At 59.5% G+C, this 26,041-nt stretch carries 25 protein-coding genes; 15 read left to right on the top strand and 10 right to left on the bottom strand.

Going from position 1 to position 26,041, the window contains the following annotated elements:
• Positions 1-2: 2 nt before the first annotated feature.
• The 3 genes from PH562_RS27080 to PH562_RS27070 all read right to left on the bottom strand — a co-directional run bounded on the left by PH562_RS27080 (position 3) and on the right by PH562_RS27070 (position 2,892).
• Positions 3-1,067 (bottom strand): ABC transporter substrate-binding protein, encoded by a 1,065-nt coding sequence (locus PH562_RS27080; protein ID WP_285176784.1) that lies wholly within the window; start codon positions 1,065-1,067, stop codon positions 3-5.
• A 347-nt stretch (positions 1,068-1,414) separates the two neighbouring features.
• A complete protein-coding gene (locus tag PH562_RS27075; RefSeq protein WP_285176783.1) occupies positions 1,415-1,999 on the bottom strand; it encodes a tyrosine phosphatase family protein in 585 nt (194 codons plus the stop codon).
• Positions 2,000-2,124: 125 nt separating this feature from the next.
• Complete coding sequence (locus tag PH562_RS27070; RefSeq protein ID WP_285176782.1) at positions 2,125-2,892, bottom strand: metallophosphoesterase family protein; 768 nt, start codon at positions 2,890-2,892, stop codon at positions 2,125-2,127.
• A gap of 129 nt (positions 2,893-3,021) precedes the next feature.
• Between PH562_RS27070 and PH562_RS27065 the strand changes: the two genes are divergently transcribed.
• The 14 genes from PH562_RS27065 (at position 3,022) to PH562_RS27000 (ending at position 16,182) form a co-directional block, all read left to right on the top strand.
• Positions 3,022-3,723, top strand: coding sequence for an ArsR/SmtB family transcription factor (locus PH562_RS27065; RefSeq protein ID WP_113232215.1), 702 nt, complete (start codon positions 3,022-3,024; stop codon positions 3,721-3,723).
• Between the two features lie 86 nt (positions 3,724-3,809).
• The gene (locus PH562_RS27060) at positions 3,810-4,505 is read left to right on the top strand and encodes a GntR family transcriptional regulator (protein ID WP_095438506.1); all 696 of its coding nucleotides are present in this window, start codon (positions 3,810-3,812) and stop codon (positions 4,503-4,505) included.
• Between the two features lie 21 nt (positions 4,506-4,526).
• Complete coding sequence (locus PH562_RS27055) at positions 4,527-5,438, top strand: agmatinase (RefSeq protein WP_285176780.1); 912 nt, start codon at positions 4,527-4,529, stop codon at positions 5,436-5,438.
• 350 nt (positions 5,439-5,788) lie between these two features.
• Entirely contained in the window at positions 5,789-6,391 is a 603-nt protein-coding gene (locus tag PH562_RS27050) for an amino acid synthesis family protein (RefSeq protein ID WP_113232213.1), read from the top strand.
• 15 nt (positions 6,392-6,406) lie between these two features.
• A complete protein-coding gene (locus tag PH562_RS27045; RefSeq protein ID WP_483315387.1) occupies positions 6,407-7,252 on the top strand; it encodes an alpha/beta fold hydrolase in 846 nt (281 codons plus the stop codon).
• Positions 7,249-8,184, top strand: coding sequence for a flavin reductase family protein (locus PH562_RS27040; protein ID WP_285176779.1), 936 nt, complete (start codon positions 7,249-7,251; stop codon positions 8,182-8,184). Before PH562_RS27045 ends, PH562_RS27040 begins: the two co-directional genes overlap by 4 nt.
• A complete protein-coding gene (locus PH562_RS27035; RefSeq protein WP_285176778.1) occupies positions 8,181-9,221 on the top strand; it encodes an LLM class flavin-dependent oxidoreductase in 1,041 nt (346 codons plus the stop codon). Before PH562_RS27040 ends, PH562_RS27035 begins: the two co-directional genes overlap by 4 nt.
• 5 nt (positions 9,222-9,226) lie before the next feature.
• A complete protein-coding gene (locus PH562_RS27030; protein ID WP_285176777.1) occupies positions 9,227-10,690 on the top strand; it encodes an aldehyde dehydrogenase in 1,464 nt (487 codons plus the stop codon).
• 5 nt (positions 10,691-10,695) lie between these two features.
• On the top strand, positions 10,696-11,010 hold the full coding sequence (locus PH562_RS27025) for an NIPSNAP family protein (RefSeq protein ID WP_285176776.1): 315 nt from the start codon (positions 10,696-10,698) through the stop codon (positions 11,008-11,010).
• Between the two features lie 55 nt (positions 11,011-11,065).
• The gene (locus PH562_RS27020) at positions 11,066-12,076 is read left to right on the top strand and encodes an ABC transporter substrate-binding protein (protein WP_285176775.1); all 1,011 of its coding nucleotides are present in this window, start codon (positions 11,066-11,068) and stop codon (positions 12,074-12,076) included.
• Positions 12,077-12,190: 114 nt separating this feature from the next.
• Positions 12,191-13,063, top strand: coding sequence for an ABC transporter permease (locus PH562_RS27015; RefSeq protein ID WP_113232206.1), 873 nt, complete (start codon positions 12,191-12,193; stop codon positions 13,061-13,063).
• A 1-nt stretch (position 13,064) separates the two neighbouring features.
• Complete coding sequence (locus PH562_RS27010) at positions 13,065-13,865, top strand: ABC transporter permease (protein ID WP_285176773.1); 801 nt, start codon at positions 13,065-13,067, stop codon at positions 13,863-13,865.
• Positions 13,862-14,941: an ABC transporter ATP-binding protein gene (locus tag PH562_RS27005; RefSeq protein ID WP_285176771.1), complete on the top strand. Its 1,080-nt coding sequence runs from the start codon at positions 13,862-13,864 to the stop codon at positions 14,939-14,941. Before PH562_RS27010 ends, PH562_RS27005 begins: the two co-directional genes overlap by 4 nt.
• Positions 14,942-15,168: 227 nt before the next feature.
• Positions 15,169-16,182, top strand: coding sequence for an aldo/keto reductase (locus PH562_RS27000; RefSeq protein WP_285176770.1), 1,014 nt, complete (start codon positions 15,169-15,171; stop codon positions 16,180-16,182).
• Between the two features lie 188 nt (positions 16,183-16,370).
• On the opposite strand, the gene PH562_RS26995 is transcribed toward PH562_RS27000, so the two are convergent.
• Positions 16,371-16,673 carry a hypothetical protein gene (locus PH562_RS26995; protein WP_285176769.1) on the bottom strand — a complete coding sequence of 101 codons (303 nt, stop codon included), beginning with the start codon at positions 16,671-16,673 and terminating at the stop codon, positions 16,371-16,373.
• Between the two features lie 30 nt (positions 16,674-16,703).
• Positions 16,704-16,904, bottom strand: a complete 201-nt coding sequence (locus tag PH562_RS26990; RefSeq protein WP_285176768.1) for an alpha/beta fold hydrolase — start codon at positions 16,902-16,904, stop codon at positions 16,704-16,706.
• A 161-nt stretch (positions 16,905-17,065) separates the two neighbouring features.
• Here PH562_RS26990 and PH562_RS26985 point away from each other — a divergent pair, with 161 nt between their 5' ends.
• Positions 17,066-17,359: a DUF6916 family protein gene (locus PH562_RS26985; protein WP_285176767.1), complete on the top strand. Its 294-nt coding sequence runs from the start codon at positions 17,066-17,068 to the stop codon at positions 17,357-17,359.
• Here the strand turns inward: PH562_RS26985 and PH562_RS26980 are convergent.
• From PH562_RS26980 to PH562_RS26960, 5 genes are all read right to left on the bottom strand, one after another.
• Positions 17,352-17,924, bottom strand: a complete 573-nt coding sequence (locus PH562_RS26980; protein WP_285176765.1) for a GNAT family N-acetyltransferase — start codon at positions 17,922-17,924, stop codon at positions 17,352-17,354. The genes PH562_RS26985 and PH562_RS26980 overlap by 8 nt on opposite strands.
• Before the next feature lie 11 nt (positions 17,925-17,935).
• Positions 17,936-18,529 carry a phage tail protein gene (locus PH562_RS26975; RefSeq protein ID WP_285176764.1) on the bottom strand — a complete coding sequence of 198 codons (594 nt, stop codon included), beginning with the start codon at positions 18,527-18,529 and terminating at the stop codon, positions 17,936-17,938.
• The gene (locus tag PH562_RS26970; protein ID WP_285176761.1) at positions 18,499-19,029 is read right to left on the bottom strand and encodes a phage tail protein; all 531 of its coding nucleotides are present in this window, start codon (positions 19,027-19,029) and stop codon (positions 18,499-18,501) included. Before PH562_RS26970 ends, PH562_RS26975 begins: the two co-directional genes overlap by 31 nt.
• Positions 19,030-19,065: 36 nt before the next feature.
• Positions 19,066-19,596 (bottom strand): phage tail protein, encoded by a 531-nt coding sequence (locus tag PH562_RS26965; RefSeq protein ID WP_285176759.1) that lies wholly within the window; start codon positions 19,594-19,596, stop codon positions 19,066-19,068.
• Positions 19,597-19,968: 372 nt separating this feature from the next.
• Entirely contained in the window at positions 19,969-25,035 is a 5,067-nt protein-coding gene (locus PH562_RS26960; RefSeq protein ID WP_483315386.1) for a putative Ig domain-containing protein, read from the bottom strand.
• Positions 25,036-26,041 lie beyond the last annotated feature (1,006 nt).

Raw genomic sequence — 26,041 nt, 5'->3', positions numbered from 1 at the left:
CGTCAGCTCTTGACCGATCCGCGCCACTTCTTCAGGAAATCGAGGCGCTTCATGGGATCCATGAATTCCAGGCGCGAGTCGTCGAGCGCGATGGGCTTGAGGTTGCCGCCGACCAACGCGTTGATGGTATTGAGGTTGTAGCCCTGGTCGACATCGGTGCGCAGCGACGGCATGCCCTTCGAGGCAATGGCGTTCTGGCCTTCCTGGGACAGCATGAAATCGAGGAAGAGCTGCGAGGCGTTGGGGTGCGGTGCGTTCTTGATGACGGCGGCGACGCGCGAGAAGGCTGGCGTATAATCCTGGCCGAAGGCGACGCCGAGATTGGAGGCGCTCTTCACCCAATCGAGCGCATAGGAGCCGATCAGGTTGAAGGCGATGACGTTCTCGCCGGAGACCACCGTTTCGCGCATGGAGCCGGTCGAGGAATAGGTCTTGCCCTTGGCCGTGCCGAAGGCCGAAACCAGGTCCCAATAGTCGCTGCGCTGCTTTGAGTCGTTCGTCTGGATCATGAAGCCGACGCCGGACTTTTCCGGGTCGAAGGTGGCGACCTTGCCGGCGACATCCGCCTTGCCGAGGAATTCGATCAGCGCCGCGCGGGTGCGGGGAACCTCGTCCTCCTTCAGGGCAAGCTTGTTGTATATCATGCCGATCGGCTCGAGCGTGGTGGCATAGACCGTCTTGTCGTAGACCGCCCAGCTGGGCAGCGCGCCGATTTCCGTCGAGGCGTAGGAAGCGAGATAGCCATCGGCTGCGAGCTTCACGGTCTGGTCCATCGCCGACGTCCAGACAAGATCGCCTCCAACCTGGCTGGCCGCGGCTTCGGAAATGATGCGGTTATAGACGCCGTTGGTGCCGATATCGTTGTAGTCGACGCGAATGCCGGGATACTTCTTGGTGAAGGCGTCGAGCAGGGCTTGAGCCTGCGACAGATCGGTCGCGGCATAGATGGCGATTACGCCTTCCTTCTTTGCGGCTGCGATGAGCTCTTCGCTTGCCGCGAAGGCTGCGCCGTTGATACCAATCGCCATGGCGGCTGCGATGCTGAGTTTCTTGAATAGCAGTGACATTTGAATCCCTCCCGTTGACTGCTGCATGGTTTTGGTTGCCGCCTGCATCCCCGGACTAGGGACGCGTATAGACGGCGCGGCTCTCCTGGCGAAGGCCGGTGAATAGGATGTGATTGGCTGATGGTGGCCGGCACCGATTGCCGGATGGCAGGCGCTAGTCGCGACCGAGTGCGGTTTTCATGATATCTCCTCCCCGATGGCTAGCCGGCTCATGAGCCGACCGTCTCTGTCCTCTACAGATTGCAGCCAAGGTGACATCGATTCCTGTCAGAGAACTGTCACGGCGGAAGAAGATGTATAATCAGGCTGCCGTGTTGGCGGCCGGCTTCCGGCAGAAGTAGCGATCCTTACGCAGGGATCGCCATATTGAGTTCTGCCTGACGTCCGAGATGCGTCATCCAGTCGACAAAGTCAGGCCGCCCCTTGATCTGCCGGCCATAATGACGGGCAAGTGCCACGTTCAAATCTCCCTTCCGGCCGAGCTGTTCGTCTGCAAAGCCGATCATCTGGGAGTTCGGCCAGGCCTGCGGGCGGATGGCTACCAGACGAGCAAACAGGCTCTCGCCGGATGCGTCGGGGTTGGCTTGAGCCATCAATGACAGCATGGCGGCGGTGGAGCGCGATACGCCCATATGGCAATGCACCAGCAGATGGCTCGAGGCCTCGAGATCTTGTTGCGCCTGAAACTCGGAGCCGAATTTCAGGATCGCTTCGACATGTTCCGCCTGGGGCATCACCCGCCCTGGAGCCGTCGCGATGATATCGTGGAAACGAAGCGTCGTGCGATGATGCCTGTCATAGGAGTGGAAGACATCGAGCTCGGGATATCCTGGGTCGAGAAGGGAAAGCACGTGGGTGACGTTTCGCGCGCGTTGATCGGGCAACTCCTCAATGCCACAAACCGTGAGTTCCGGAGAGAGAAGCACGCCCATTGTCATATCCTTCAAATCAGCTGGCGATTCCGCAGTGCTCCGATACGATATTTGTCATAGCCCTGAAGTGAAAGTGCTTTTTCCCCCTGTTGCCGCGAAGTGGCGAGCCAAGACATCCGCGCCGGCTAGGTCTTTGAAAAGAAGACGACCTGCGTTTTGATCTCTTCTTCGTCAATCTCCAGAATACGATAGCCGAATGCCCCGGTGTCGGCCTTCAGACGTTCGGATTGCTTGACGATCTGATAGGAGACCGCTGGCGAGACATATTGCCTGATGTTTGCTTCTCGGGCTTCGTCGATCATGTGATAGTGACCGCAGAACAGCGATATCCGGCAATCCATGCCGATCAGAAGCGACCTGACCTCATCCCGATCGCGCAGGGCTGCACCGGTTCGATCTATCGGCGTCTCGAGCGGCAGGATCGGATGGTGCAGAAAGATTGCGGCCCGCTTCACACCCTTGAGTTCGCGGGCGAGCCACTTGCTCTGGCCGTCGCCGACGGCGTTGTCGGACGTATCGAGGAAAATCCGTTTCAGATGTGGGTCTTGCTGCGAGTAGCACAGCTTCCCTGCCACGGTACTGCCGCCCATGTCGTAGTACGGCGCGACATTGCCGTATGCATCGTGGTTGCCGAGGATGAGCGACACATCGAAGGCATAAGTGCGCAGGAGTTCGAAAAAGCCCGCGACCGAATGTGCCGTGCCGATATCGCCGCCGAAGACGACCTTGGAAATGCCCTTGCGGGCGATGTCGTCGAGAACCACGCGCAGGTGATGTTCGTGCTCTTGCGGCGTCTCCTCATAACCCATCTTGTCGCCGGCAATTTCGCTCTCGGCGACCAACTTCTGGCCGAGATGAGTGTCGGTGAAAAAGGCGAGGATGGTCTTCGTCATGGGTCGGTTCCGTGGCCATTACTTGAGCGTTCAGTCTAAGACGGCCATCTGCCCCAATGCTTCGATACGTGTCGAAGCATGCGAACTATTTCGGTGTTATGATGCAGCTTGATATGAAGAGACCTAGACATGACGACCCAGCCGAACATAGCCGCCGTTGCCTTTCTGATTGCCGATCCTGCGCGCGTTGCCATGCTGTCGGCGCTCCTTGATGGCCGGGCGCGGCCAGCCGGCGAGCTTGCCTACGCGGCCGGCGTGACGGCACAGACGGCCAGTTCCCACCTGGGCAAATTGTTGGCCGGCGGGCTATTGGTCGTGGAAACCGAGGGGCGGCACCGATACTATCGTCTCGCCGGTTCCCATGTCGCGCTGGCGCTCGAGACCCTGGCCTCGATCGGTCCGGCGGAGCCCGTGCGAAGAAAGCCGCTGACCCGGGATGCGCGGAAGCTTCGGTTTGCGCGCTGCTGTTATGATCATCTGGCCGGCCGTGTCGGGATCGCCGTGACCCATGGATTGTTGGAGAAGGGGTTCCTTGTCGCGGCCGAAAAGAAGCGGTTCGAACTCACCCCGGCTGGTGCGGAGTGGTTCGACCGCATGGGCATGAATACGGCCAGTATCAGACCCACGCGCTACGGGCTTGCCCGGCAATGCCTCGATTGGACGGAGAGAGAACATCATCTTGCCGGACCCCTTGGCGTTCATTTGACCAACCTCCTCTTCGCGGAAGGCTGTATACGGCGATCGCCCTCGTCACGTGCCGTTGACGTGACGCCGAAAGGCTGGAAGGTGTTGAAGGAGCATTTCGGCATTCAAGAACAAGCCTTGCTCTGACGGGCGCTCTGCTGCATTGACTTCATTTCGACAATAGATGATTTTGGTAGGCCATATTATGGTATCCGAAGATCGAGGGTGCGGAAATGAATGATGATGCGCAGGGCGCCGCAATTCGCGTGGAGCGTCCGACGAAGACGCTGCGGGAGCTCGCTCTCGACAAGGTGCGAGAGGCGATCATCAACGGCTATTTCCGCCCGGGCGACCGACTGGTCGAACGCGATCTTTGTGCCCAGCTCGGCGTCAGCCGCACGATCGTGCGCGAGGTCCTGCGCCATCTCGAATCCGAAGGCCTCGTCGCCAATCTTCCGAACAAGGGACCGATCGTCGCCCAGCTCAATCATGACGAAGCCAAGCAGATCTACGAGATCCGTGCGGCACTCGAAGGGATGGCGGCACGGCTTTGCGCCGAGCAGAACAATCCCGCGATCGCCGATGCCCTGGACAAGTCGCTCGAGGACATAAGACATAGCTACCGCGAGAAGGACATGGCCGGCGTGCTCGCTCACACATCGTCCTTCTATCAGACGCTGTTCAGTATGGTCGATCGCCATGTGGCCTGGGGCGTCGTCAACCTTCTGACCGTGCGCATCAATCACCTGCGCTCCATGACGATCAAGACGCAAAATCGCGATGTCCAAGGGCCTGCGCAGATGGCGCGTATCGTCGATGCTATCAGGCGCGGTGACGGCGATGGCGCTTATCAGGCGGCGATGGATCATGTCACCAGCGCAAGCGCCATCGCCCAGGCCGTGCTTTCCGGGCGGCAGCCGATCGATTGATTTTTCGCCAAGGCCATGAAGATGACGGCTTCCTCTTCCTTTCTCGGCTTCCCGGACCGCTTTGACGAGGGTCGTCTGCCGCGTGTGGTGATCTTCGGCGCCGGTCACGGCAGCACCTATCCCGGCAAGGACAGCAGCGGCTATGCCCTGTCGGCCGGAGCGATCCGCGCTGCCAGCCAAGACGATGCCGGGCTGGTCGAACACTGGGATTTCGATCTCGGCGGCCCGCTGTTCGCAGGCAAGCCCGCTTGCTGCGTCGACACCGGAAACATCGAGACTGTCATGCACGACAATGCCGGCAACCGGGACCGGATCGAGGCGAAGACGCGCGAGATCCTGGCATTGACGGCCGTGCCGATCCTGCTTGGCGGCGATTGTTCCGTCACGATCCCCTTCATCGCCGGCTTTGCGGATGAGGGGCCGGTCTGGATCTTGCAGATCGATGCCCATATCGACTGGCGCGACGAGTTGCATGGCGAGCGCTACGGTTATTCAAGCCCGATGCGGCGGGCAAGCGAGATGCCGCATGTCGCCGGAATGGTGCAGGTCGGCCTGCGCAGCGTCGGCAGCGCCCGTCCTTCGGATGTCGAGACGGCACTGCGCTATGGCAGCCGCTTTGTCACGGCCCGCGAGATCCACGCCCAAGGGGTCGAAGCCGCTCTTCGGCATATTCCGGAGGGAGCTCGGGTCGTCGTCACCCTGGATTGCGACAGCATCGATCCCGGCATCATGCCGGGCGTGGCGGCGCGGACCCCCGGCGGTCTCACCTATACGCAGGTTATCGACCTGATCGCCGGCCTAGGCCGGCGGGCTGACATTGCGGGCTTCGATCTGGTGGAGCTCTATCCCCCCGCCGATATCGACGGCCTTTCGGCCCTGACCGCCGCGCGCATTGTCGTCAATGCAATCGGCGCTATCGTCCGCCAAGGGTAACGCCGGCGAAATTCCCGCCGTGTGAGGGGCCGACTTGCACGACGCCGGACGATACCGGTGGGCGTCACACCTCATCACATTGTCGTTTGCCTGGTGAAGCGGGTTGACTCTCCCACGCCTTCAGGGTGACGGTATACCATAATAATGAATACAAAAGCGGGACATTGACAGCTGAAGATATGCGACGACAAGCATCGCTTTCGCGAACGCTTATCGCTTCTATCGATAAGGCGTTGATATAACTGGTCATTTCTGATGTGCGGCAGGTTTTTCAGTCCGGTCGCTTAAAGATGCTTGACAGTCTTATATTATGGCATACCATCATACGTAATCCTAGATGGGAGCGAGCCATGAGCCTTCAAATCCGAAAAACCGTCCTGCAGATCGAAACGACGCTTGTCGAAGGGGGGAAGGCGGCAGTAACGCCGTTGAAGCTCTTTTCGGCTTGCGCGATCGTCAAAAATCCCTGGGCCGGCCGCGGCTTCGTTGCGGATCTGAAGCCCGAGATTCATGCCGCTGCGCCTGTTCTCGGTGAATTGCTCACCAGGATCATTATCGATGCGGTCGGATCGGGCGAGGCGGTCGAAGCCTATGGCAAATCGGCCGTCGTCGGTCTCGATGGCGAAATCGAACATGCATCCGCGCTGATCCACACCCTGCGGTTCGGCAATCACTATCGCCATGCCGTCGGCGCCAAATCCTATCTCGCTTTCTGCAACACGCGCGGACCGGCCAATGCACCGATCATGATCCCGCTGATGGACAAGAATGATGAAGGCCGTCGTTCGCATTATCTGACGATCCAGACGTCGGTCCCCGATGCGCCTGCCGCCGATGAGATCGTCGTGGCTCTCGGCGCCTCCGTCGGTGGGCGGCCGCACCATCGCATCGGCGATCGTTACCAAGACCTCAAGGATCTGGGGCAGGACGCCTCCAATCCGGCCGGCGTGTAAGGATCGGATGTCTGGATGCCGGCGATAGAAACCATGGACCAGAGCAAGCCCGATCATCTGAAGACCGAAGGTTTGCTCCGCAAACACACGGCAGGCGGCACGGCCTATCATGAGGTTGGCAAAGGCGAGCCACTGGTTCTGATCCACGGCGTCGGCATGCGGCTTGAAGCTTGGACGCCACAGATCGAGGTTTTTTCCCGTAGCCATCGCGTCATCGCCGTCGATATGCCAGGGCACGGCGAAAGTGCTGCATTGCCGGCGGGAAGTCCGCTTGAAGCCTTCGTCGCCTGGTTCGGTGGTTTTCTTGATGAGATGGAACTCGGCAAAGTCAATGTTGCCGGACACTCGATGGGTGCGCTCGTTGCCGGAGGGGCTGCCGCTACCTTTGATGAGCGGATCAAGCGGGTCGCCTATCTCAATGGCGTCTTTCGGCGCGACCCCGAGGCCAAGGCGGCCGTGCTTGCACGCGCAGCGGCAATACCGCTTTCAGGTGTCGACAAGGAAGGCCCGCTGCTGCGCTGGTTCGGGGATGATGCTCAAAGTAAAATCGCGCGGGAGCTTACGCGGAACTGGCTGAGCCTTGTGGATCCGAAAGGCTATGCCACAGCCTATGCGGCTTTCGCCGGCGGCGATGAGACTTATGCGGATCGCTGGCCGGCTGTCATGGCGCCGGCTCTGTTCCTGACGGGTTCAGACGATCCGAATTCGACGCCGCGGATGGCGGAGCAGATGGCCGCGGCAGCGCCTAATGGCTGGGCGCGCATCGTCGAAGGCCACCGCCATATGGTGAACCTGACGGCGCCTGAAATCGTCAATGAGCTGCTTGCCGAGTGGCTTTCATGCGGGGAGGACGCAAGATGACGACACAAGATTTCGATCCACGGGCGTTGCGTGACGCCTTCGGCGCATTTCCGACCGGTGTCACGGTCGTAACCGCACGCGATCAGGCCGGCCTGCCGCTTGGGTTTACGGCAAATTCCTTCACCTCAGTCTCGCTCGATCCGCCGCTCCTTCTTGTTTGCCTGGCAAAGACCTCGCGTAATTTTGCCGCCATGACGAGCGCCGGACACTTCGCGATCAATGTGCTGTCGGAAACGCAAAAGGCCGTCTCCAACACCTTTGCGCGGCCCGTCGAAGACCGGTTCGCCGCCGTCGAGTGGAATTCGGGCGCCCATGGCTGTCCGATCCTTGCCGATGTCGCCGCCTGGTTCGAATGCGCCATGGAACAGGTCATCGAAGCCGGCGATCATGTCGTCTTGATGGGGCGCATCGTCTCCTTCGACAATAGCGGCCGCAATGGCCTCGGCTATGCGCGCGGCGGCTATTTCACGCCGATCCTGGCAAGCAAGGCGGTTTCTGCCGCTGCGGAAGGCAATATCGAGCTTGGCGCGGTGGTCGAGCGCGATGGTGAAATCCTGCTGCTTGGCGATGATGTTCTTGCTCTTCCGAATTGCGAGGGCAGGGAGGGCAGCCCCGCCGACATTCTCGGCCAGTATCTGCAGGCGCTGACCGGTCTTTCGGTCACGATCGGCTTTCTCTACTCGGTCTATGAAGGCAAGAGCGACGGCAAGCATCACATCGTTTATCGCGCCTTCGCTTCGCAAGGCGAGCCGCGCGAAGGCAAGTTCCTGAAGCGGGATGCCTTGAAGGCGGCGCACTTCAAGACCAGCTCGACGGCCGATATCGTCGCCCGCTTCGCAATGGAAAGCCAGATCGGCAATTTCGGGGTCTATTTTGGTGACGAGACCTCCGGCATGGTGCGACCGGTTTCCGGGAAGGCGGTGCAAGCATGAAATTCTCTCTCTTCGTTCACATGGAGCGCCTCGACGCGAGCCAGACGCATAAGAGCCTCTATGACGAGTTCGTCGCGCTGTGCGAGATCGCCGACAAGGGCGGCATGCACGCGATCTGGACGGGCGAGCATCACGGGATGGATTTCACCATCGCGCCCAATCCCTTCGTGACGATCGCCGATCTGGCGCGCCGGACGTCACGGGCGAGGCTTGGAACGGGAACAGTGATCGCGCCGTTCTGGCATCCGATCAAGCTTGCCGGTGAAGCGGCCATGGCCGACATCATCTGCGACGGCAGGCTCGATATCGGCATTGCCCGCGGCGCCTACTCTTTCGAATATGAACGGCTGCTACCGGGTCTCGACGCTTGGGGTGCCGGCCAGCGCATGCGCGAGCTCATCCCCGCCATCAAAGGCATCTGGCAAGGGGACTACGCCCATGATGGCGAGTTCTTCAAATTCCCATCGACCACTTCGGCGCCGAAGCCGCTGCAAGAGCCGAACCCGCCGATCTGGGTTGCTGCCCGCGACCCGAATTCGCACGAATTTGCCGTTGCCAATGGCTGCAATGTCCAGGTGACGCCACTTTGGCAGGGGGATGACGAGGTCGAGGCGCTGATGGGCCGTTTCAACGATGCCTGCGCCAAGAACACGCATATCGAGCGGCCGAAGATCATGCTCCTGCGCCATACCTATGTCGGCTCGTCGGAGGATGATATCGCACGGGCCGCCCACGAGCTCAGCGTCTACTACAATTACTTCTTCGCCTGGTTCAAGAACGAGAAGCCGGTCCATCAGGGCCTGATCGAGCGCATTCCCGAAGAAGAGATTCTAGCCAACGCCATGCTGTCCGATGCTGTCATGCGCAGCAACAATGTCGTCGGCGATGCGTCGACAGTGATTGCCCGGCTAAAGACCTATGAAGCGATGGGTTACGACGAATATTCCTTCTGGATCGACACAGGCATGTCCTTCGAGCGCAAGAAGGCCTCGCTCGAGCGCTTCATCGCCGAGGTCATGCCGGCATTTGCGGAGTAAACGCCATGCAGCGCTTCCGGTATTATATCGACGGTGAGTTTCTGGAGGGGGAAGCCCGCTTCCAGAGTATCGATCCCGCGACCGGTGACGTCTGGGCAGACATGCCGGAAGCGCGGGAGGCTGATGTCGACCGCGCCGTCGATGCCGCCGAGAGGGCGCTTTATGATGGTCCTTGGGCGAAACTGACGGCGACGCAGCGCGGCAAGCTCCTCTACAAGCTCGCAGATCTCGTTGCGGCCAATGCCCAGAAACTTGCCGAATTGGAAACGCGCGACACCGGCAAGATCATTCGCGAGACCTCAGCGCAGATCGCTTATGTTGCCGACTATTATCGCTACTATGCCGGCATCGCCGACAAGATTGAGGGCTCCTATCTGCCGATCGACAAGCCGGACATGGATGTCTGGCTGCGCCGCGAGCCGGTCGGCGTCGTTGCCATGGTCGTTCCCTGGAATAGCCAGCTGTTCCTGTCGGCCGTCAAGATCGGCCCCGCGCTTGCGGCCGGCTGCACCATGGTCGTCAAGGCATCGGAAGACGGGCCGGCGCCGCTTCTGGAATTCGCGCGCCTGGTTCATGAGGCGGGTTTCCCGCCCGGCGTCGTCAACATCATCACCGGTTTCGGCCCTTCCTGCGGTGCGGCACTCGGGCGGCATCCGAAGGTCGCGCATGTCGCCTTTACCGGCGGGCCGGAGACGGCACGCCATGTCATCCGCAATTCGGCCGAGAACCTTGCGTCGACATCGCTGGAACTAGGCGGCAAATCGCCCTTCATCGTCTTTGCCGATGCCGATCTCGAAAGTGCCGTGAATGCGCAGGTCGCCGGCATTTTCGCGGCGACCGGCCAAAGCTGCGTTGCCGGCTCGCGGCTGATCGTCGAGGCCAGCGTCAAGGAGGCATTTCTGTCGATCCTCAAGCGCAAGGCCGAAGCAATCCACATCGGCTCACCGCTTGACATGGCAACCGAGGTCGGTCCGCTCGCCACCAAGAGACAACAGGATCATGTGGCCGCGCTTGTCGAAAAATCCATCAAGAGCGGCGCTCGGCTCGTCACCGGCGGGCAAAAGCCCGACGGCGCGGGTTACTATTTCCCGCCGACGATCCTCGATTGCGATGGTGTCAGCTCTCCGTCATTGGCCGAGGAATTCTTCGGGCCGGTTCTGTCGGTTGTCTCGTTCGAGACCGAGGCGGCAGCCCTGAGGCTTGCAAACGACACCCGCTACGGTCTGGCATCCGGTGTCTTCACCCAGAACCTCACGCGCGCCCATCGCCTGATGAAGGGCATCCGCGCCGGCGTCGTCTGGGTCAACACTTATCGTGCGGTATCGCCGATCGCGCCCTTCGGCGGCTTCGGTCTTTCCGGCCATGGCAGGGAAGGCGGGCTTGCGGCCGCACTCGATTACACGCGCACCAAGACGATCTGGCTGCGGACATCGGATGATCCGATCCCCGATCCCTTCGTCATGAGGTAGCGCCGATGTTTTACGAGATCCGCACCTACCGGCTGAAGAACGGCACGATCCCGCAATATCTGAAGGTCGTCGAAGAGGAAGGGATTGCCATCCAGAAGGCGCATCTCGGCAATCTTGTCGGCTACTTCCATTCGGAAATAGGTGTCATCAACGAGATCGTGCACATCTGGGCCTATTCAAGCCTCGATGATCGTGAGGCGCGACGCGGGCGGCTGGCGGCGGACCCCGAGTGGCAGACTTTCCTGCCAAAGATACGCGAGCTGATCGAACAAGCGGAAAACAAGATTATGAAGCCCGCCGGTTTCTCCCCCTTGGGATGAACGGGGGGGTGCGTAAGGCATGCCTCTAAGAACTTAAAAACAAGGACAAGGGAACATGAAAGCAAGAATTGCACTCGCGGCCTTTGCCGCAATGATGGCCGCATCCATGCCCGCTAAGGCCGAGACCATGGTCTTTACGAGCTGGGGAGGAACGACGCAGGATGCGCAGAAAGTTGCCTGGGCCAACCAGTTCACGGCAAAAACCAACATCGGCGTCATGCAGGACGGCCCGACTGATTATGGCAAGCTGAAAGCGATGGTCGAAGCCGGCCAGGTGAGCTGGGACGTCGTCGACGTCGAGGGCGATTATGCCGCGCAGGCTGGAAAGGCCGGTCTGCTCGAAAAGCTGGATTTTTCGGTCATCGATAAATCGAAGCTCGATCCGCGTTTCGTCAGCGACTATTCGGTCGGCAGCTTCTATTATTCCTTCGTTATCGGCTGCAACGCGGATGCCGTGAGCGCCTGCCCGAAGACCTGGGCGGATCTCTTCGACACCAAGAAATTTCCCGGCAAGCGCACCTTCTACAAGTGGTCTGCGCCGGGCGTCATCGAGGCGGCGCTCTTGGCCGATGGCGTTCCCGCCGACAAGCTCTATCCCCTCGATCTCGATCGTGCCTTCAAGAAGCTCGATACGATCAAGTCGGATATCGTCTGGTGGTCGAGCGGCGCGCAATCACAGCAGCTGCTGGCGTCGGCCGAAGCGCCTTTCGGCAGTCTCTGGAATGGCCGCATGACCGCGCTTGCCAATAGCGGCGTCAAGACGGAGACCTCCTGGAGCCAGAACATCACGGCAGCGGATTCCCTTGTCATTCCCAAGGGTGCGCCGAACCTCGAAACGGCGATGAAGTTCATCGCACTCGCGACCTCGGCACAGTCGCAGGCCGATCTGGCGAAGGCCACCGGATATGCGCCGACCAATCTCGGCTCGGCGAAACTGATGGACCCTGAGATAGCCAAGACCTTGCCGGACCAGCAGACCGCCAGCCAGGTCAATGCCGACATGAATTATTGGGCTGCAAATCGGGATGCTATCGGCAAGAAGTGGTACGCCTGGCAGGCGCAGTAAGCGGCGGAGATGACCAGACCACCGCGGAAAAATCTCCGCGGTGGGGCAATGCGAGGTCCAGGCCCGCGAGTAGCGATCGCTGCTCATTGGCGCCCATAATGGGAAAGGATTGCCATGTCGACGTACATAGACGTTGCGGACGAGGCCGCACCGGCGCGCAAGGCGGCAAGACCCACCGGATTTGCCCAGGTGGCGCCGGCTTTCGCCTTCGTGGCGATCTTCTTCATATTTCCGGTCATCGCGCTGCTTTTGCGCAGCGTGATGGAGCCGGCATTCGGCTTCGGCAACTATGCAGAGCTGTTGGGCTCCGCGACCTATATCAAGATTTTTGGCAACACCTTCATCGTGTCAGGCCTCGTCACCATCATATCGCTTTTGATCGGCTTTCCCGTCGCCTGGACGCTGGCGATCATGCCGTCACGATGGGCCTCGGTGATCTTTGCGATCCTGCTTCTGTCGATGTGGACCAACCTGCTGGCGCGAACCTATGCCTGGATGGTGCTTTTGCAGCGCACGGGATTGATCAACAAGATGCTGATCGGCGCCGGACTGATTGACAAGCCGCTTGCGCTCGTCAACAACCTCACCGGCGTCACGATCGGCATGACCTATATCATGCTGCCGTTCATCATCCTGCCGCTCTACGGCGTCATGAGGAAGATCGATCCGGCCGTGCTGCAGGCAGCCGCCCTATGCGGCGCGAGCCGATTGCAATGCCTCACCCGCGTTCTGCTGCCCCTTGCCGCTCCCGGCATGATGGCGGGGGCCTTGATGGTGTTCGTCATGTCGCTCGGCTACTACGTGACGCCCTCGCTTTTGGGCGGCACTGCGAACATGATGCTCGCCGAACTCATCGCCCAATTCGTGCAATCCCTCGTCAATTGGGGCATGGGCGGTGCTGCAGCCTTCGTCCTGCTCGTCGTCACGCTGACGCTCTATGCCGTCCAGCTGCGGCTCTTCGGCGTTCAGAGCACGGGAGGGCGTTGAGATGCTGCTGAATTTCGATCGTCTCGGCTGGTGGAAATATGTGCTGCTTGCCATCACCGTCCTGACCGCGGCTTTTCTTCTGCTGCCGATCCTGTTCATCGCCGCCTTGTCGTTCGGCTCGTCGCAATGGCTGATCTTTCCGCCGCCGGGCTGGACCTGGCGCTGGTACGCGGAGCTGCTGTCCGATCCGCAATGGCTGGCTTCGGCCTGGATGAGCTTCAAGATCGCGGCGATCGTCACGGTGCTTTCGGTGCTGCTCGGCCTGGTGACTTCTTTCGGCCTCGTGCGTGGAAAATTCCTGTTCCGCGATGCGCTGAAGGCGCTGTTCCTGACGCCGATGATCCTCCCCGTCGTCGTCTTCGCCGTCGCTCTCTATGCCTTCTTCCTGCGGGTGGGGCTGGGGGGCACCTTGATAGGCTTCGTCCTCTCTCATCTTGTCCTGGCGCTGCCCTTCTCCATTCTGTCCATCTCCGGTGCGCTCGAAGGCTTCGACAAGTCGATCGAGGATGCGGCCGTGCTTTGCGGCGCGTCTCCGCTCGAGGCGAAGATCAGGGTCACGTTGCCCGCCATCAGCCACGGATTGTTCTCGGCCGCCGTCTTCTCGTTCCTGACATCCTGGGATGAGGTGGTTGTTGCGATCTTCATGGCGAGCCCAACGCTGCAGACGCTGCCTGTCAAGGTCTGGGCGACGCTCAGACAGGATCTGACTCCGGTCGTCGCCGCCGCTTCCACACTCCTCATCCTGTTGACGGTCATGTTGATGACGCTGGCCGCGGTCCTACGCAAGGTTCTGAAATCATGAGCGAATCTTTCCTGAAGATCAAAGGCATCCGCAAGGAATACGGCCCCGTCGTCGCAGTCCACGACGTCAATCTCGAGGTCAAGCGCGGCGAGTTTCTGACTTTTCTCGGCCCCTCCGGTTCGGGCAAGAGCACGACGCTTTATATCCTCGCCGGTTTCGAGAACCCGACCAGGGGCGATATCCTGCTGAATGGCGAGACGCTACTGTCGACGCCGTCGCACAAGCGCAATATCGGCATGGTGTTCCAGCGCTATACGCTATTTCCGCATTTGACTGTCGGAGAGAATATCGCCTTTCCGTTGAAGGTTCGCCGCAAGTCGAAGGCAGAGGTCGACAGCCGGGTCAGGGAAATGCTGCGTCTCGTCCGCCTCGAAGGCTTCGAGGACCGCAAGCCCGCGCAAATGTCGGGCGGCCAGCAGCAACGCGTGGCTCTTGCAAGGGCACTCGCTTATGATCCGCCGGTGCTTTTGATGGACGAGCCGCTGTCGGCCCTCGACAAGAAATTGCGCGAAGAGATCCAGCACGAGATCAAAAGGATCCACGAGCAGACCGAAGTAACGATCCTCTATGTGACCCACGACCAGGAAGAGGCGTTGCGGTTGTCCGATCGTATCGCCGTCTTCTCCAAAGGCATCATCGATCAGATCGGTACGGGCCCCGAACTCTACGCCAATCCACGCACCCGCTTTGTCGCCGAATTCATCGGCGACAGCGATTTCATCTCCTGTCATCTGCTTTCATCGGACAATGGCCAGGCGAGGATCTCACTCGGCGATAAGACCGTTTTTGACAGCATCCCGGTTCACGGCCGGCCGATGTCAGGGAGCAAAGCGGCATTGATGTTGCGGCCGGAACGCATTCGGCTCGGGCGCAAAGCAGGCTCAAGCCAAGGCCTCAGCGCGACGGTCAACGATATCACTTTCCTCGGCAACAACGTGCATGTGACGACGCGGATTGCCGCCGGCGAAACCCTGTCGGTGCGCCTTCCCTTCGGCCACGAAGCCATCTCGGGTCTCAGCCGCGGCGATAATGTGCATCTGGAGTTCGATCCCGATGCTGCGCATGTCTTCTGCTAGCGCTGGCCATAGGCCGGCGTTCTCGAAGCACAATGAAGACAAGGGCTCCGAGGACGGGAGTCCTATTTGCGCCAGAGTGCATGCTATGACCATGCAGAGCTTCCTGCGTGTCGCGCAGCCGACAGCCATTTTTCATCTATGAAAAATACCCTGCAGATTTGGTTGTTTCTCACTCAGGCATCCCTCCCTATGTCTGCCTGCAGCGATAGATGATCGTGGAGGACGATATGCTGACCAAACCCGCTAGCACGACCACAATGACACTTTGGAATGACCGGGAAATTCCACGCCTGGGCATGGGATGTTGGGCAATCGGCGGACCGTTTTACGCTGGCGATGTGCCGCTCGGTTGGGGTGAGGTCGATGATGATGAATCGGTCCGCGCTATCGACCGGGCGGTGGATCTCGGCATTCGCTTCTTCGACACCGCCTCGAATTATGGGGCTGGGCACTCCGAAGAGGTGGTCGGCAGGGCGATCGGCAATCGGGACGATATCATCATCGCTACTAAATTCGGCTTCGCGACGGACGAGAAGACCATGCAAGCGACGGGCGCTTTCTCTGATCCCGCCTTTATCCGGCGGTCTGCCGAGACATCCTTGCGCCGCCTGCGCCGCGATCGTCTGGATCTGCTGCAGTTCCATCTTAACGATTTTCCGCTCGAAGCGTCGGACGAGGTATTTGAGACACTCGCAACGCTCAAGGCCGAAGGCAAGATCGACGCTTTCGGCTGGAGCACGGACCATCCGGATCGCGCCGCACGGCACGTGCATCGCGCAGGGTTCGTCTCGGTTCAGCATACGATGAACGTCTTCGAGCCGGTCCCGGCGATGATCGACGTCATCGAGCGCAATGGACTGATTTCCATCAATCGCGGTCCGCTCGCCATGGGGCTGCTCAGCGGCAAGTTCACGCCTGACAAGGCTGTCGGCGAAAAAGATGTGCGTGGTGCAAGCCTCGACTGGATGGTCTATTTCAAGGACGGCAGGATTGCTCCCGAATTTGCTGCGCGCCTGGAGGCCGTCCGCAATCTGCTGACTGAGGACGGCCGCACGCTCACACAGGGTGCGCTTGCCTGGTTGTGGGCGCGTTCGCCGCGCACGCTGCCAATTCCCGGCTTCCGCACGGTTGCCCAAGTCGATGAGAACGCCGGTGCCCTGGTTTACGGACCATTGCCGGCAGATGTGATGGCGGCGGTCGATCAGGCGCTGGCGGGTCTTCAGCCGTCGCTCCACGGATAGGATGGCGGGGCATGATGTGTTAGGACTGTTTGCCGCCGTGTCGCGAGTGCGATAACCCGGCGGCAATGTGTCCTCATTGGAATTTCGTTTTGGCCGCGGCAATTGTAACCGCGAAAGATAACCTCGTGGATTTCAGCGGCTTGGTGATCTCGATGGAAGGGTCGTGCTGTTGCCGCTGCGCTCGAGCTTTAGGATGCGCCCACCGCGACTGCGAACGATCGCCTCCAGAGCCTTCGTGAATTTCGACGAATTGCCGTCTCGCCTGTCGGGCAGAATATCCCGCCGGTGATCAGTTGGCGTGAGCCGAGCAGGGTCGGTTCGCGGCGGACGGTTTCAACGGCATCGGCGGCACGGATCTCCTGACCGTCGCTCTCCAGAAGCCGCATGTTGCGAATGCCGGTTTCGAGGGCCATTTTGTTCCGGTGAAAATAAATGATACCGGACTTTGTGCAGTCACAGACGATTGCTTCACGGGTGACGACATCTTGCATGACCGATTGACATGCGCGGCCACGCACCGGCTACGATGCTGCCCAGTCGTGGCCAACCCAGATTGCAGCCTTGCGACCAAGGTTGTCATGGAGCTCCGCCATGTCCGCCACGATTTCCTCGATGGTATAAGCATCGTTGGCTGCAGGTGCGAAAGAGCTGCCAAAGCCGCGAAGATCAGGAGCGATCAGCGCCACCCGTCGGCGGCGAATGCGTCCGTTTGGGCGCGCCACATCAAACCTATACTCGGCCAGCCGTGGAGGACGATCATAGTATGGTCCCCTGGAGGGAGACGAGTTGCTTGTTTCTTCTCAATCTCTTGATAGACTTCAATCACGGATACCAATCATAAGTCTCTGCAATCAAAAGGCGCCAAGAAGCAATTGAGGTTGGGATGGGGATTGTAACGCTGGATCATTTCGCCCGCTGTGTCGGGGAGGGGTTCGAAATCGATATGGCGGGAGGGGGCCTTGTCTTCACGTTGACAGAGGCGCGGCCCTTGCCGGAACGAGGTTTTGCCGGAATGACGCGTGCGCCGTTCGCGCTGTTGTTTCGCAGCGGATCAAAAGTTGTTTTTCCGCAGCAGATTTATAGGCTGAACAACGCCACGCTTGGAATTCTCGACATCTTCCTGGTGCCGGTCGCCAGAGATAAAGATGGGATCATCTATCAAGCGATCTTCAATTGATGCAGAATGATGAACCCCGTGGATCCGGCGGGAGCTGATGTCCGCCCCACTCCATGCTTATGTGGGTATCGGTGGCGTCAACAACCTTAAATCCCAAGGCCTGATAAAGCTCGTATGCGCGTCTGTTATTTCGATCGACATGCAAAGCGATTCCCGAGCTTTTGCCTGCCGTTGTCGCATCTTGAATAGCTTTCAGCGTCGCTGTGCCTAAGCCCAAAGCACGCCACTCCGGTAGAAATCCGATATCGATGATGTGCCAGATGTCCGTGCTGAGGTTAATGTAAAGGCGGCCGATGGAAATGCCGTCCTTTTCTATGATCAGGAAGTCTGTCTGCGGGAACGCGGCAATATAATAGCGATGTTGGAGATTGAATTGCTGATCTAAAAATGCCTGTTTGTCGTCCGGCGACCACGGCATCAGCGCCAGTTCATTCTCGCGAAACGAATAGTAAAGCTGGCGTAAAAACGGAATATCGTCCCGCCGTGCGGGACGCAGTGTACAGGCAGGAACACGGAGCCGATGATGGCCAGTGTGCGCAGGAAACTCCGGTAGCAGGCCGACCATTACGCCAGACATCAACCGAAGGATGGAAATGTGCCGCTGAGCGCGATGCTGAAGTTGACCGCGAGATAGGGCTGACGGTTTTCGTGCGGCTGGCTCGCGCCAGCAACGCCGATGACGTTCTGCGCGAACTGCGCGTTCGGCTGGGTATTGGGCAGAAACGGACTGCTCGAATTCGGCAGGCTCAAGGCGTTTCCGGTGCTGGGCGTGCCTGCTCGCTTGGACGTGTCGCCTTGATTAAAGAGGGTCAAGGAATGCGCGTGTGCTGGCATTTGCGCCTGCGTCAGAGTTACGCCGTTGCTGCCGAAGGTTTCGCCCTCGATACGCGGCGTCAGGCCCGGCCCCTGGCCCTGATTGCAGCCTGCGCGATTGGCAAAGTTGGGTAGTTGGAATGAGGTGGTGCCGTTGCCGCCATACTGGACGCCAAGCAGGGAAAAAAGCGCGGTGTTCTGTTGGATCGGGATCATCGCGCCATTGCAGAATGCCCAATGGAGCGGTGCAAAATTGAAACCAAACAATTGGATCTCGCCGATAAAAGGTTGTGTCATAGCAATCTCCTTGATGGAAAAGGCGCGATTCAGCCCTGTGAGGGAAAGATACCGGCCCATGCGATGCAATACTGCACCGTCAGCGTCGGCATCGTATTGTCATGCGGGGTCGTCGATCCTGTCATCTGCGTTGCTGCCGGTGATGTCGTGATCGGAGTGGCTCCGCTCGTATCCGTCGCATACATCGTATCGCCGCTCACCGCACCAAGCTCGACCGTTGGTCCCACGGTCATGCTGTTCGCGGCGCCCGTGGTGGCGAGGTATGGATGTGTGTGCGACGGCATTTGCAATGGCAGCAGTGTGACGTTCTCGCTGCCTGCGGATTGGCCGATCACATAGGTCGACAGACCCAGCCCCGTACCTTGATGCATAGGCACGCGCCCGCATAGATTGGGCGTCGCAAACGTTGTGATGCCATCGCCGCCATAGATCGTACCGATCAACGTGTACAGTTCCTGATATATGGAGATGGACTGCAGGGAATTATTGCACGGCAGCCATCCGTAGGGCACTCGGGAAAAGCCGAAAAGCCGGATTTCTCCGACATAGGGGGCGCTCATTGTTGATCCTCCGAGCAAAAGGTTGACAAGAGATGATCAGCTGCGAGACGGAAAAACTCCCTGCAGCGCAATGCAATAATTGATCACGTCGTAGGGCTGCATATTGTCGTGAGGCTGGTTGTTGCCGGCGGGAGTCACTGTCTGGCTCGACAGCACAACCTGGGCGCCATTGGAGGGGCCGTAGATATTGGCGCTATTGGTCCCGTAAAGTGCGTTGCTCGGGCTGCGCACAGTGCCGTTGCTGGTAGTCCCGGTCGCAATGTGAATGTGCTGGGGCAATTCCTGCTGCAGCACGGTCACATTTTCCGTGCCGCCGGTTTCACCTAGCTCGTATGGTTCGGGCTGCCACGCGGGATCGATGGAAGGTCCAAATCCGACCGGCGTGCGGCTCTGCATATCGGGTAGGCGAAAGGTTCGAATTCCATCTCCGCCGTAGTAGGTGGCCAATAGTGAGAACAAGGCTTGGTTCTGCGCGATGGGAAGAATCTGGCCATTGCACAGCGCAAAACCCCTAGGTGCAAACGGAAATCCGGTGAGCATAATCTGGCCAAGAAACACGTCTGACATCTCATACCCCTGAATATTCTAATTATATTAAGTGCTATCATCGCTCAATCAATACGATAGATGCAAGAATAAACTTGACCCTCATAGGTATAAAAATTCAGGAAATTTCTATGCTATTTTTTAAAAATCGAAGGTTGTAGATAAAATGTCAAAAAATAAGAAAGTGGATAATTATCATTATGTTATGCGGTTGTATAAATTAAAAATACAGAGCGCGAATTACACCGATCGCGGTCGAGCAAATCGCGCGATCGGCCTCATCAATGGCCGGGGCATGATCTGCCCAACCGGGCGATTAGAAACCGAACATGGAGCTGCCGCCCATAAGGGGGCCTCACGATTGCCCGACCCTCGCGAAGCCTTGAGGCGCCATCAAAATTTCTTGCTTGCGGCGACCTTGGCGCCGACGGATTTCTGCCCGTCGCCTTCGATGTTGAAGAGCAGGCTGGTGTCGAGCATCCAGAAGTTCATGGTCTGTATGGAGACGCCGGCGGTGACTGCACCGAAAGCACCGGCTCCGTCGAGACCAGAGAAGCCACCGGTCAGCCCGAGCTTCGGCGTCAGCTTGGTACCGCTTTCGAGCGTGAAGGATCTTGCGATCTCGGCGCCAAGACTGATGCGGAACTGGTCCTCGTTGAAGCCTTCGATGGTGATCGCATCGCCGGCACCGTTCTTGACAGTATAGTCGTCGACCTTTTCCGAGAAGTAGATCGCTCTGAGCTTCGGCGACAGCGTCGTGTCCTCGTCGAGATACCATTGGCCCTCGATCGACGTATCTGCCATCCACCGCGTGGTCTTGAAATTGCCATCCCAGAACTGGGTATCGATGGTGTTGTTCGAGCCGCCATAGCGCAGGCTGCCGTTCCAGAATACGCCCTTGCCGAGTTCGATAGAGGCGTAGGGTCCGGCAAGCCAGCCATTGCCCGTCAGTTTCGCATCCTCGTCGGTCGGATCGGTCATGCGGTCATAATGGAAGGACAACCCGATCAGCGCATGTTCTGAGATCAGATAATCCACTCCCATGTTGACCATGGCGAAGCTGCCCCACTTCGAGTTGTTGGTGTTCTTGCTGCCCTTGTCATTATGGGTCAGGAAGGCGCCGCCGATCCAGACGTTGAACGGGGCGGCCGTCGCATCCGGATCGCCGCCTGCCGCCCGCATCTGCGTGAGGCTGGTGGAGAAGCTGAGCGTCATGCCCTCTTCCGATGGCGTCATGCGGGCGCTGATCGGGTCTGTCGCCTTCTCCATCTGCCGGCGCTGGAGAAGCCCCGGCACTTCGATCGTGTTGGCGATCATGTTCTGTCGGGATTGCACGAAGTCATGCACGAGATTGCTGATGTCTTCGGCAACCTTGCCGGCGTCGTAACTGACATTGTAGGTGACGGTGGCTGTGTTGGAGGTTCCAAGCGCGCTGACGAGCTTGTAGCCGACGCGGACCTGACCGGAATAGGCCGGGTTCAGCACATAGTGCAAGTACCAGCCAACGGGAGTGGTGACCGGGCCCGCCTGCGCCAACTGCCCCTGGATGATCGTCGCCGTGCCGGCATTGGCAGGCTCCACGAAAGCGAGGATCGCGGACGTGAACGGGCCGCCGGTTGCACCGCGATTGAGGTAGACGTCGGGAGGCGCGGAGCCTGCCGGTACGTTGACGACCATGTCCAGAACGGTAACCGATCGAGTCTTCACTCTCAGGCTATAGGAGGCGCTCCCGGTCGCGCCGTTGCCATCGCGAACCTGGATGGTGAAATTGTAATCGCCTTCCGTGCCTCCCGCGAGCGGACCGTTGAGCTGGCCGGTGGAGATGTTGAGCACCAGGCCGCTCGGCAGGCTGCCGGAGGCAAGGCTATAGATCTTCGTGCCCGCGCCGCCGGTTGCCGTGATCTGCTGGCTGAAGGCTTCGCCCGCCATCGCATCGGGGAGTACGCCACCTGCCGGACTGAATACGAAGGTCGTTGGTGGCGGCGAGATAGCGATCGTATAGGCTGCAGAGGTCATGGCGCCGTTTGCGTCGGTGGCGGTGATGGAGAAGCTGTAATTGCCGGGCGTCGTCGGCGTGCCGGTAACGGCTCCTGTCGCATGGTTGAGTGCCAGCCCGGCCGGCAGCGTGCCGGTGGCGCTATAGCTATAAGGGCTTGTCCCACCCGAAGCAGTGATAGTCTCGCTGTAGGCAGTCGTGACGATACCGGCCGGCAAGGCGCCACTCGGCGGCGAGAATGTCAGATTTGGCGCCGTGATCGTCATGCTCACGGTTGCCGGTGCAGAGGTGCCGGAGGCGTTGGTTGCGGTATAGGTAAAGCTGTCCAATCCGCTATAGCCTGGTGTCGGCGTATAGGTGATGGACGTTCCCGAGGCAGTTGCTGTCCCATGGCTGGCCCCGGTTGCTACCGTGACCGAGGCCGGCGCGCCGCCTGTGATGGCGAGTGTGATCGGATTGGCCGATGAATTGGCGGCAACGGTCGCCGCAGCGTTGCCGGCGATCGGTGGCTGGACGTTGACCGCCAGACTGTAGGCTCTGGAGCCCGTAAAGGGACCGGCTCCGGTCGAACCGTCCGTTGCGGTGATCGTCACGTTGAAAGTGCCCGATGCCGTCGGAGTGCCGGAGAGAACACCACCGGACGACAGCGTCAGGCCGGCGGGTAGGCTACCAGCCGTTATCGCATAGCTATAGGGGCTGGTGCCGCCTGAAGCCGTGATGGTCTGGTTGTAGGCGGCAGCAACGGTTGCAGCCGGCAACGTGGTCGGCGCGATTGCAATCGTTGGGGCGCCGACAACTAGGCTGTACGCCCTGGAGCCGGTAAACGTAGCGCTATCCGTCGCCGTGATCGTGATATTGAAGGTGCCGCCGGCTGTCGGCGTGCCGGAGAGTATGCCGCCCGACGAGAGGGCGAGACCGGCTGGCAAAGTACCTGCCGTGAGTGCGTAGCTGTAGGAGCCGATGCCGCCAGAGGCGGTAAAGGTCTGGCTATAGGCGGCCCCGATCCCGGCCGGTGGCAGCGTTGCCGGCGCAACCGTGATCGTTGGGGCGCCGATCGTGACGGTATAGGCCTGCGAACCGGTAAAGTGGTTGCCGTCTGTCGCCGTGATGGTGAAGCTGAAAGGCCCGGCGGTCGTCGGCGTACCGGCGAGCGTACCGGCCGACGAAAGCGCTACGCCTGGCGGAAGGCTCCCGCTTGTGAGGCTAAAGGTATAGGAGCCGGTTCCGCCCGAGGCTGTCAATGTTTGGCTATAGGCGGTTCCGGCCATGCCCCCGGGCAGTGTTGCCGGTGTGATGGTGATCGTTGGGGCGCCGATCGTAACGGTATAGGCCTGCGAACCGGTAAAGTGATTGCCGTCTATTGCGGTGATGGTGAAATTGAAAGGCCCTGCGGTCGTCGGCGTACCGGAGAGCACGCCGGTCGACGAAAGCGCTACGCCCGGCGGAAGATTGCCGTTCGCTAGGCTAAAGGTATAGGAACCCGTCCCGCCCGCGGCTGTCAATGTCTGGTTATAGGCGGTTCCGGCCGTGCCTCCCGGCAGTGTTGCAGGCGTGATCGTGATCGTCGGGGCGCCGATCGTGATGCTATAGGCCTGAGAGCCGGTAAAGTGGTTACCGTCTGTTGCGGTGATCGTGAAATTGTAAGGCCCTGCGGTCGTCGGCGTACCGATGAGAGTACCGGTTGAGGATAGCGCCACGCCCGGCGGAAGATTGCCGTTCGCGAGGCTGTAGGTATAGGGACCGGTTCCGCCCGAGGCTGTCAATGTCTGGCTATAGGCAGTCCCGGCTGTGCCCCCCGGCAGGGTTGCCGGGGTGATCGTGATCGCTGGGGCGGCAACCGCCAGTGTGTAGGCCTGTGCGCCTGTAAAGGGACCTGTGCCGGTGGAGCTGTCCCTTGCGACGATAGTGAAGCTGAAGTTCCCGGCGCTGATCGGCGTACCAGAAAGAACGCCAGTCGAGGAAAGCGCCACTCCTATCGGAAGCGAGCCGGTCGACAGCGAATAGGTGTAGGAGCCAGTACCGCCCGAGGCTGTCAGTGTCTGGCTATAGGCCGTTCCCGCCGTTACGGCTGACAGCGACGAAGGATTGATGGTGATCGTCGGCGCAGCAACGCTCAAACTATAGGCTCTTGAGCCGGTGAATGGCCCGGTCCCGGTTGAACTATCGGTCGCGGTAATTGTGAAATTGAACGTGCCGCCTGCCGTTGGCGTGCCAGTGAGTGCACCTCCCGATGAGAGCGTCAGGCCTGCTGGAAGAGCGCCCGCTGTGACGGCAAAACTATAGGAACTGGTACCTCCTGACGCTGTAATGGTTTGACTATAGCTGGCAGCAACGGTTGCGGACGGGAGTGTGGTCGGCGCGACCGTAATCGTTGGCGCTAAAACCGTCAGGGTATAGGGTCTTGAGGTGTTAAAGGGGCCTGTACCTGTGGAACTGTCCGTTGCCGTGACAGTGAAATTGAAGTTGCCTCCTGCCGTCGGCGTGCCGGTGATTACACCTCCCGATGACAGTGTCAGGCCGTTCGGAAGCGAACCGGCCGTAACGGCAAAGCTATAGGAACTGGTGCCGCCGGCTGCGGAGATGGTTTGATTGTAGCTGGCACCGATGGCCGCCGCGGTCAACGTCGCTGGCGCGATCGTAATCGTCGGCGCCGCAATGGTCAGTGTGTATGCCTTCGAACCGGTGAATGGTGCGCCCGTACCGGAGGAACTATCCCGCGCGGTGACCGTGAAGTTGCACGTGCCACCCGCTGTCGGCGTGCCGGAAAGCGTGCCTGAGGAGGAGAGCGTCAAGCCGGCTGGGAGAGCACCCGATGTGACACTGAAACTATAGGAACTGGTGCCGCCCGATGCCGTAATAGTTTGGCTATAGGCGGTTCCGACCGTGCCTCCCGACAAGGAGGCTGGGTTGACCAAAATCGTCGGCGGGGAAATGATCAAAGTATAGGGTCTCGAGCCGGTGAACGGCCCGGTCCCGGTCGAACTATCGGTCGCGGTAACCGTGAAAGTGAAGGAGCCTGCTGCCGTTGGCGTGCCGGAAATCACGCCAGTCGTTGCCGACAGGCTCAGGCCGGCGGGAAGGGCACCTGTTGTAACCGCATAGGTATAAGAGCTGGTGCCGCCGCTGGCGCTGACGGTCTGACTATAAGCCGTTCCGACAGTACCCGAGGTGAGCGTCGCCGGCCCGAGGGTAATCGTCGCTGGATTGACCGTTATGGTCACCGTTGCCGGCGATGATGTGCCGGCCGCATTGGTTGCGGTGTAGGTGAAGCTATCCGGACCGGAATAACTCGCTGTCGGGGTATAGGTGATCGAGGTGCCGCTGGCCGTTGCAGTTCCGTGAGACGCCTGCGTCCCGACGGCCACCGAGGAAGCTGCTCCTCCCGACAGGTTCAGCGTGATCGTATTGGAAGTGCTGCCATGGCTCACCGTAGCGCTGACCGCGCCGGCGACGGGCGGTGCCAATCCGGCTGGCGCGATTGCTATATTTACTGTGAAGGGGTGCGCGCTCGCATCGACCAAGGTAAACGTGTCTTGGGTCGCTCCGTCGCCGTTGTTTGTGTAAATGAACGAGCCGGCAGCTGAGTTGTAGTTCGTTATCGTGCCATGCTGTGGAAGAACTACGTTTGGGTCGCCAATGGGATTGAGACCAACTGGATCGCACAGCGTGCCGATGTTGACATTAAGCGTCCCGCCGGAAGCCATTGGGCTTGTCGATGGCGTCGTGTGGGAATCGGGGAAGTTGAGGGTAGTGCATGCCGCGTAGGCCGTGCCTGGAGTTGCCAGCGATAGACCGCCGCAGAATAGGACAGCGAGCAGCAGTATCCTAAGCAGCAGCGTATAACTGCACGCGCAGAATTCTAGTAGTCGGGTCGGTATCTTAGAGGGCTGCCTCGCGTTCCGCATTAAGCCGCAAGCCTGAATTTTAGCGAGAACACTTTGTGATACGAAACTATTGTCCTCGGGCCTGGGTCCTCTTCCTATGGCTACGGTCGCCAGCTGTTCGACGCTTGTCATTTGCCCAACCCAATGACCGAGCAAACCCCGCCACTAAAAGCTGGAATTGCTCTTGTGCTTGCCCGTCTGCATTGTAGCTGACGCCCCTCTACTCAATCGAAGTAATATATAAAGCAACCTGAAAGGCAATTTCTCATAGAGAAGAATCCTCACGATTGATTTTTCTGGGATCATTATTCAATCAAATGTTGTAGATTAGCAACAATGCAGATTGCCTATAGTGCCGCGCGGCATCCGCTGTTCGATACGACGGCAACCTTCTGAGGTCCCAGCGGGGGAGGCGTGACATTTGAGTGGCATTCGTAAAGCCTAGCAACGCAAATAGTCGAGCACTGGAGACAACTCAACCAATTAGCTCTAGAGCGGTTCAGATTTTGTTTGAATCGTGGATTCCCTTTTGATGTCGAATATGATTCAAGATGCTGGCTGAGAGGAGGTCAGCATTGATGGTCGC

It is taken from the genome of Rhizobium centroccidentale (genome assembly GCF_030182565.1).
In the GTDB taxonomy this organism is placed as follows: Bacteria; Pseudomonadota; Alphaproteobacteria; order Rhizobiales; family Rhizobiaceae; genus Rhizobium.
This window is presented reverse-complemented; position numbering and strand designations above follow the sequence as displayed.

Excerpts from the sequence above, each read along its gene's own strand:
- PH562_RS27080 (WP_285176784.1), bottom strand. The coding sequence starts at position 1,067 with ATGTCACTGCTATTCAAGAAACTCAGCATCGCAGCCGCCATGGCGATT.
- PH562_RS27075 (WP_285176783.1), bottom strand. The coding sequence starts at position 1,999 with ATGGGCGTGCTTCTCTCTCCGGAACTCACGGTTTGTGGCATTGAGGAG.
- PH562_RS27070 (WP_285176782.1), bottom strand. The coding sequence starts at position 2,892 with ATGACGAAGACCATCCTCGCCTTTTTCACCGACACTCATCTCGGCCAG.
- PH562_RS27065 (WP_113232215.1), top strand. The coding sequence starts at position 3,022 with ATGACGACCCAGCCGAACATAGCCGCCGTTGCCTTTCTGATTGCCGAT.
- PH562_RS27060 (WP_095438506.1), top strand. The coding sequence starts at position 3,810 with ATGAATGATGATGCGCAGGGCGCCGCAATTCGCGTGGAGCGTCCGACG.
- PH562_RS27055 (WP_285176780.1), top strand. The coding sequence starts at position 4,527 with ATGACGGCTTCCTCTTCCTTTCTCGGCTTCCCGGACCGCTTTGACGAG.
- PH562_RS27050 (WP_113232213.1), top strand. The coding sequence starts at position 5,789 with ATGAGCCTTCAAATCCGAAAAACCGTCCTGCAGATCGAAACGACGCTT.
- PH562_RS27045 (WP_483315387.1), top strand. The coding sequence starts at position 6,407 with ATGCCGGCGATAGAAACCATGGACCAGAGCAAGCCCGATCATCTGAAG.
- PH562_RS27040 (WP_285176779.1), top strand. The coding sequence starts at position 7,249 with ATGACGACACAAGATTTCGATCCACGGGCGTTGCGTGACGCCTTCGGC.
- PH562_RS27035 (WP_285176778.1), top strand. The coding sequence starts at position 8,181 with ATGAAATTCTCTCTCTTCGTTCACATGGAGCGCCTCGACGCGAGCCAG.
- PH562_RS27030 (WP_285176777.1), top strand. The coding sequence starts at position 9,227 with ATGCAGCGCTTCCGGTATTATATCGACGGTGAGTTTCTGGAGGGGGAA.
- PH562_RS27025 (WP_285176776.1), top strand. The coding sequence starts at position 10,696 with ATGTTTTACGAGATCCGCACCTACCGGCTGAAGAACGGCACGATCCCG.
- PH562_RS27020 (WP_285176775.1), top strand. The coding sequence starts at position 11,066 with ATGAAAGCAAGAATTGCACTCGCGGCCTTTGCCGCAATGATGGCCGCA.
- PH562_RS27015 (WP_113232206.1), top strand. The coding sequence starts at position 12,191 with ATGTCGACGTACATAGACGTTGCGGACGAGGCCGCACCGGCGCGCAAG.
- PH562_RS27010 (WP_285176773.1), top strand. The coding sequence starts at position 13,065 with ATGCTGCTGAATTTCGATCGTCTCGGCTGGTGGAAATATGTGCTGCTT.
- PH562_RS27005 (WP_285176771.1), top strand. The coding sequence starts at position 13,862 with ATGAGCGAATCTTTCCTGAAGATCAAAGGCATCCGCAAGGAATACGGC.
- PH562_RS27000 (WP_285176770.1), top strand. The coding sequence starts at position 15,169 with ATGCTGACCAAACCCGCTAGCACGACCACAATGACACTTTGGAATGAC.
- PH562_RS26995 (WP_285176769.1), bottom strand. The coding sequence starts at position 16,673 with ATGCAAGATGTCGTCACCCGTGAAGCAATCGTCTGTGACTGCACAAAG.
- PH562_RS26985 (WP_285176767.1), top strand. The coding sequence starts at position 17,066 with ATGGGGATTGTAACGCTGGATCATTTCGCCCGCTGTGTCGGGGAGGGG.
- PH562_RS26980 (WP_285176765.1), bottom strand. The coding sequence starts at position 17,924 with ATGGTCGGCCTGCTACCGGAGTTTCCTGCGCACACTGGCCATCATCGG.
- PH562_RS26975 (WP_285176764.1), bottom strand. The coding sequence starts at position 18,529 with ATGGGCCGGTATCTTTCCCTCACAGGGCTGAATCGCGCCTTTTCCATC.
- PH562_RS26970 (WP_285176761.1), bottom strand. The coding sequence starts at position 19,029 with ATGAGCGCCCCCTATGTCGGAGAAATCCGGCTTTTCGGCTTTTCCCGA.
- PH562_RS26965 (WP_285176759.1), bottom strand. The coding sequence starts at position 19,596 with ATGTCAGACGTGTTTCTTGGCCAGATTATGCTCACCGGATTTCCGTTT.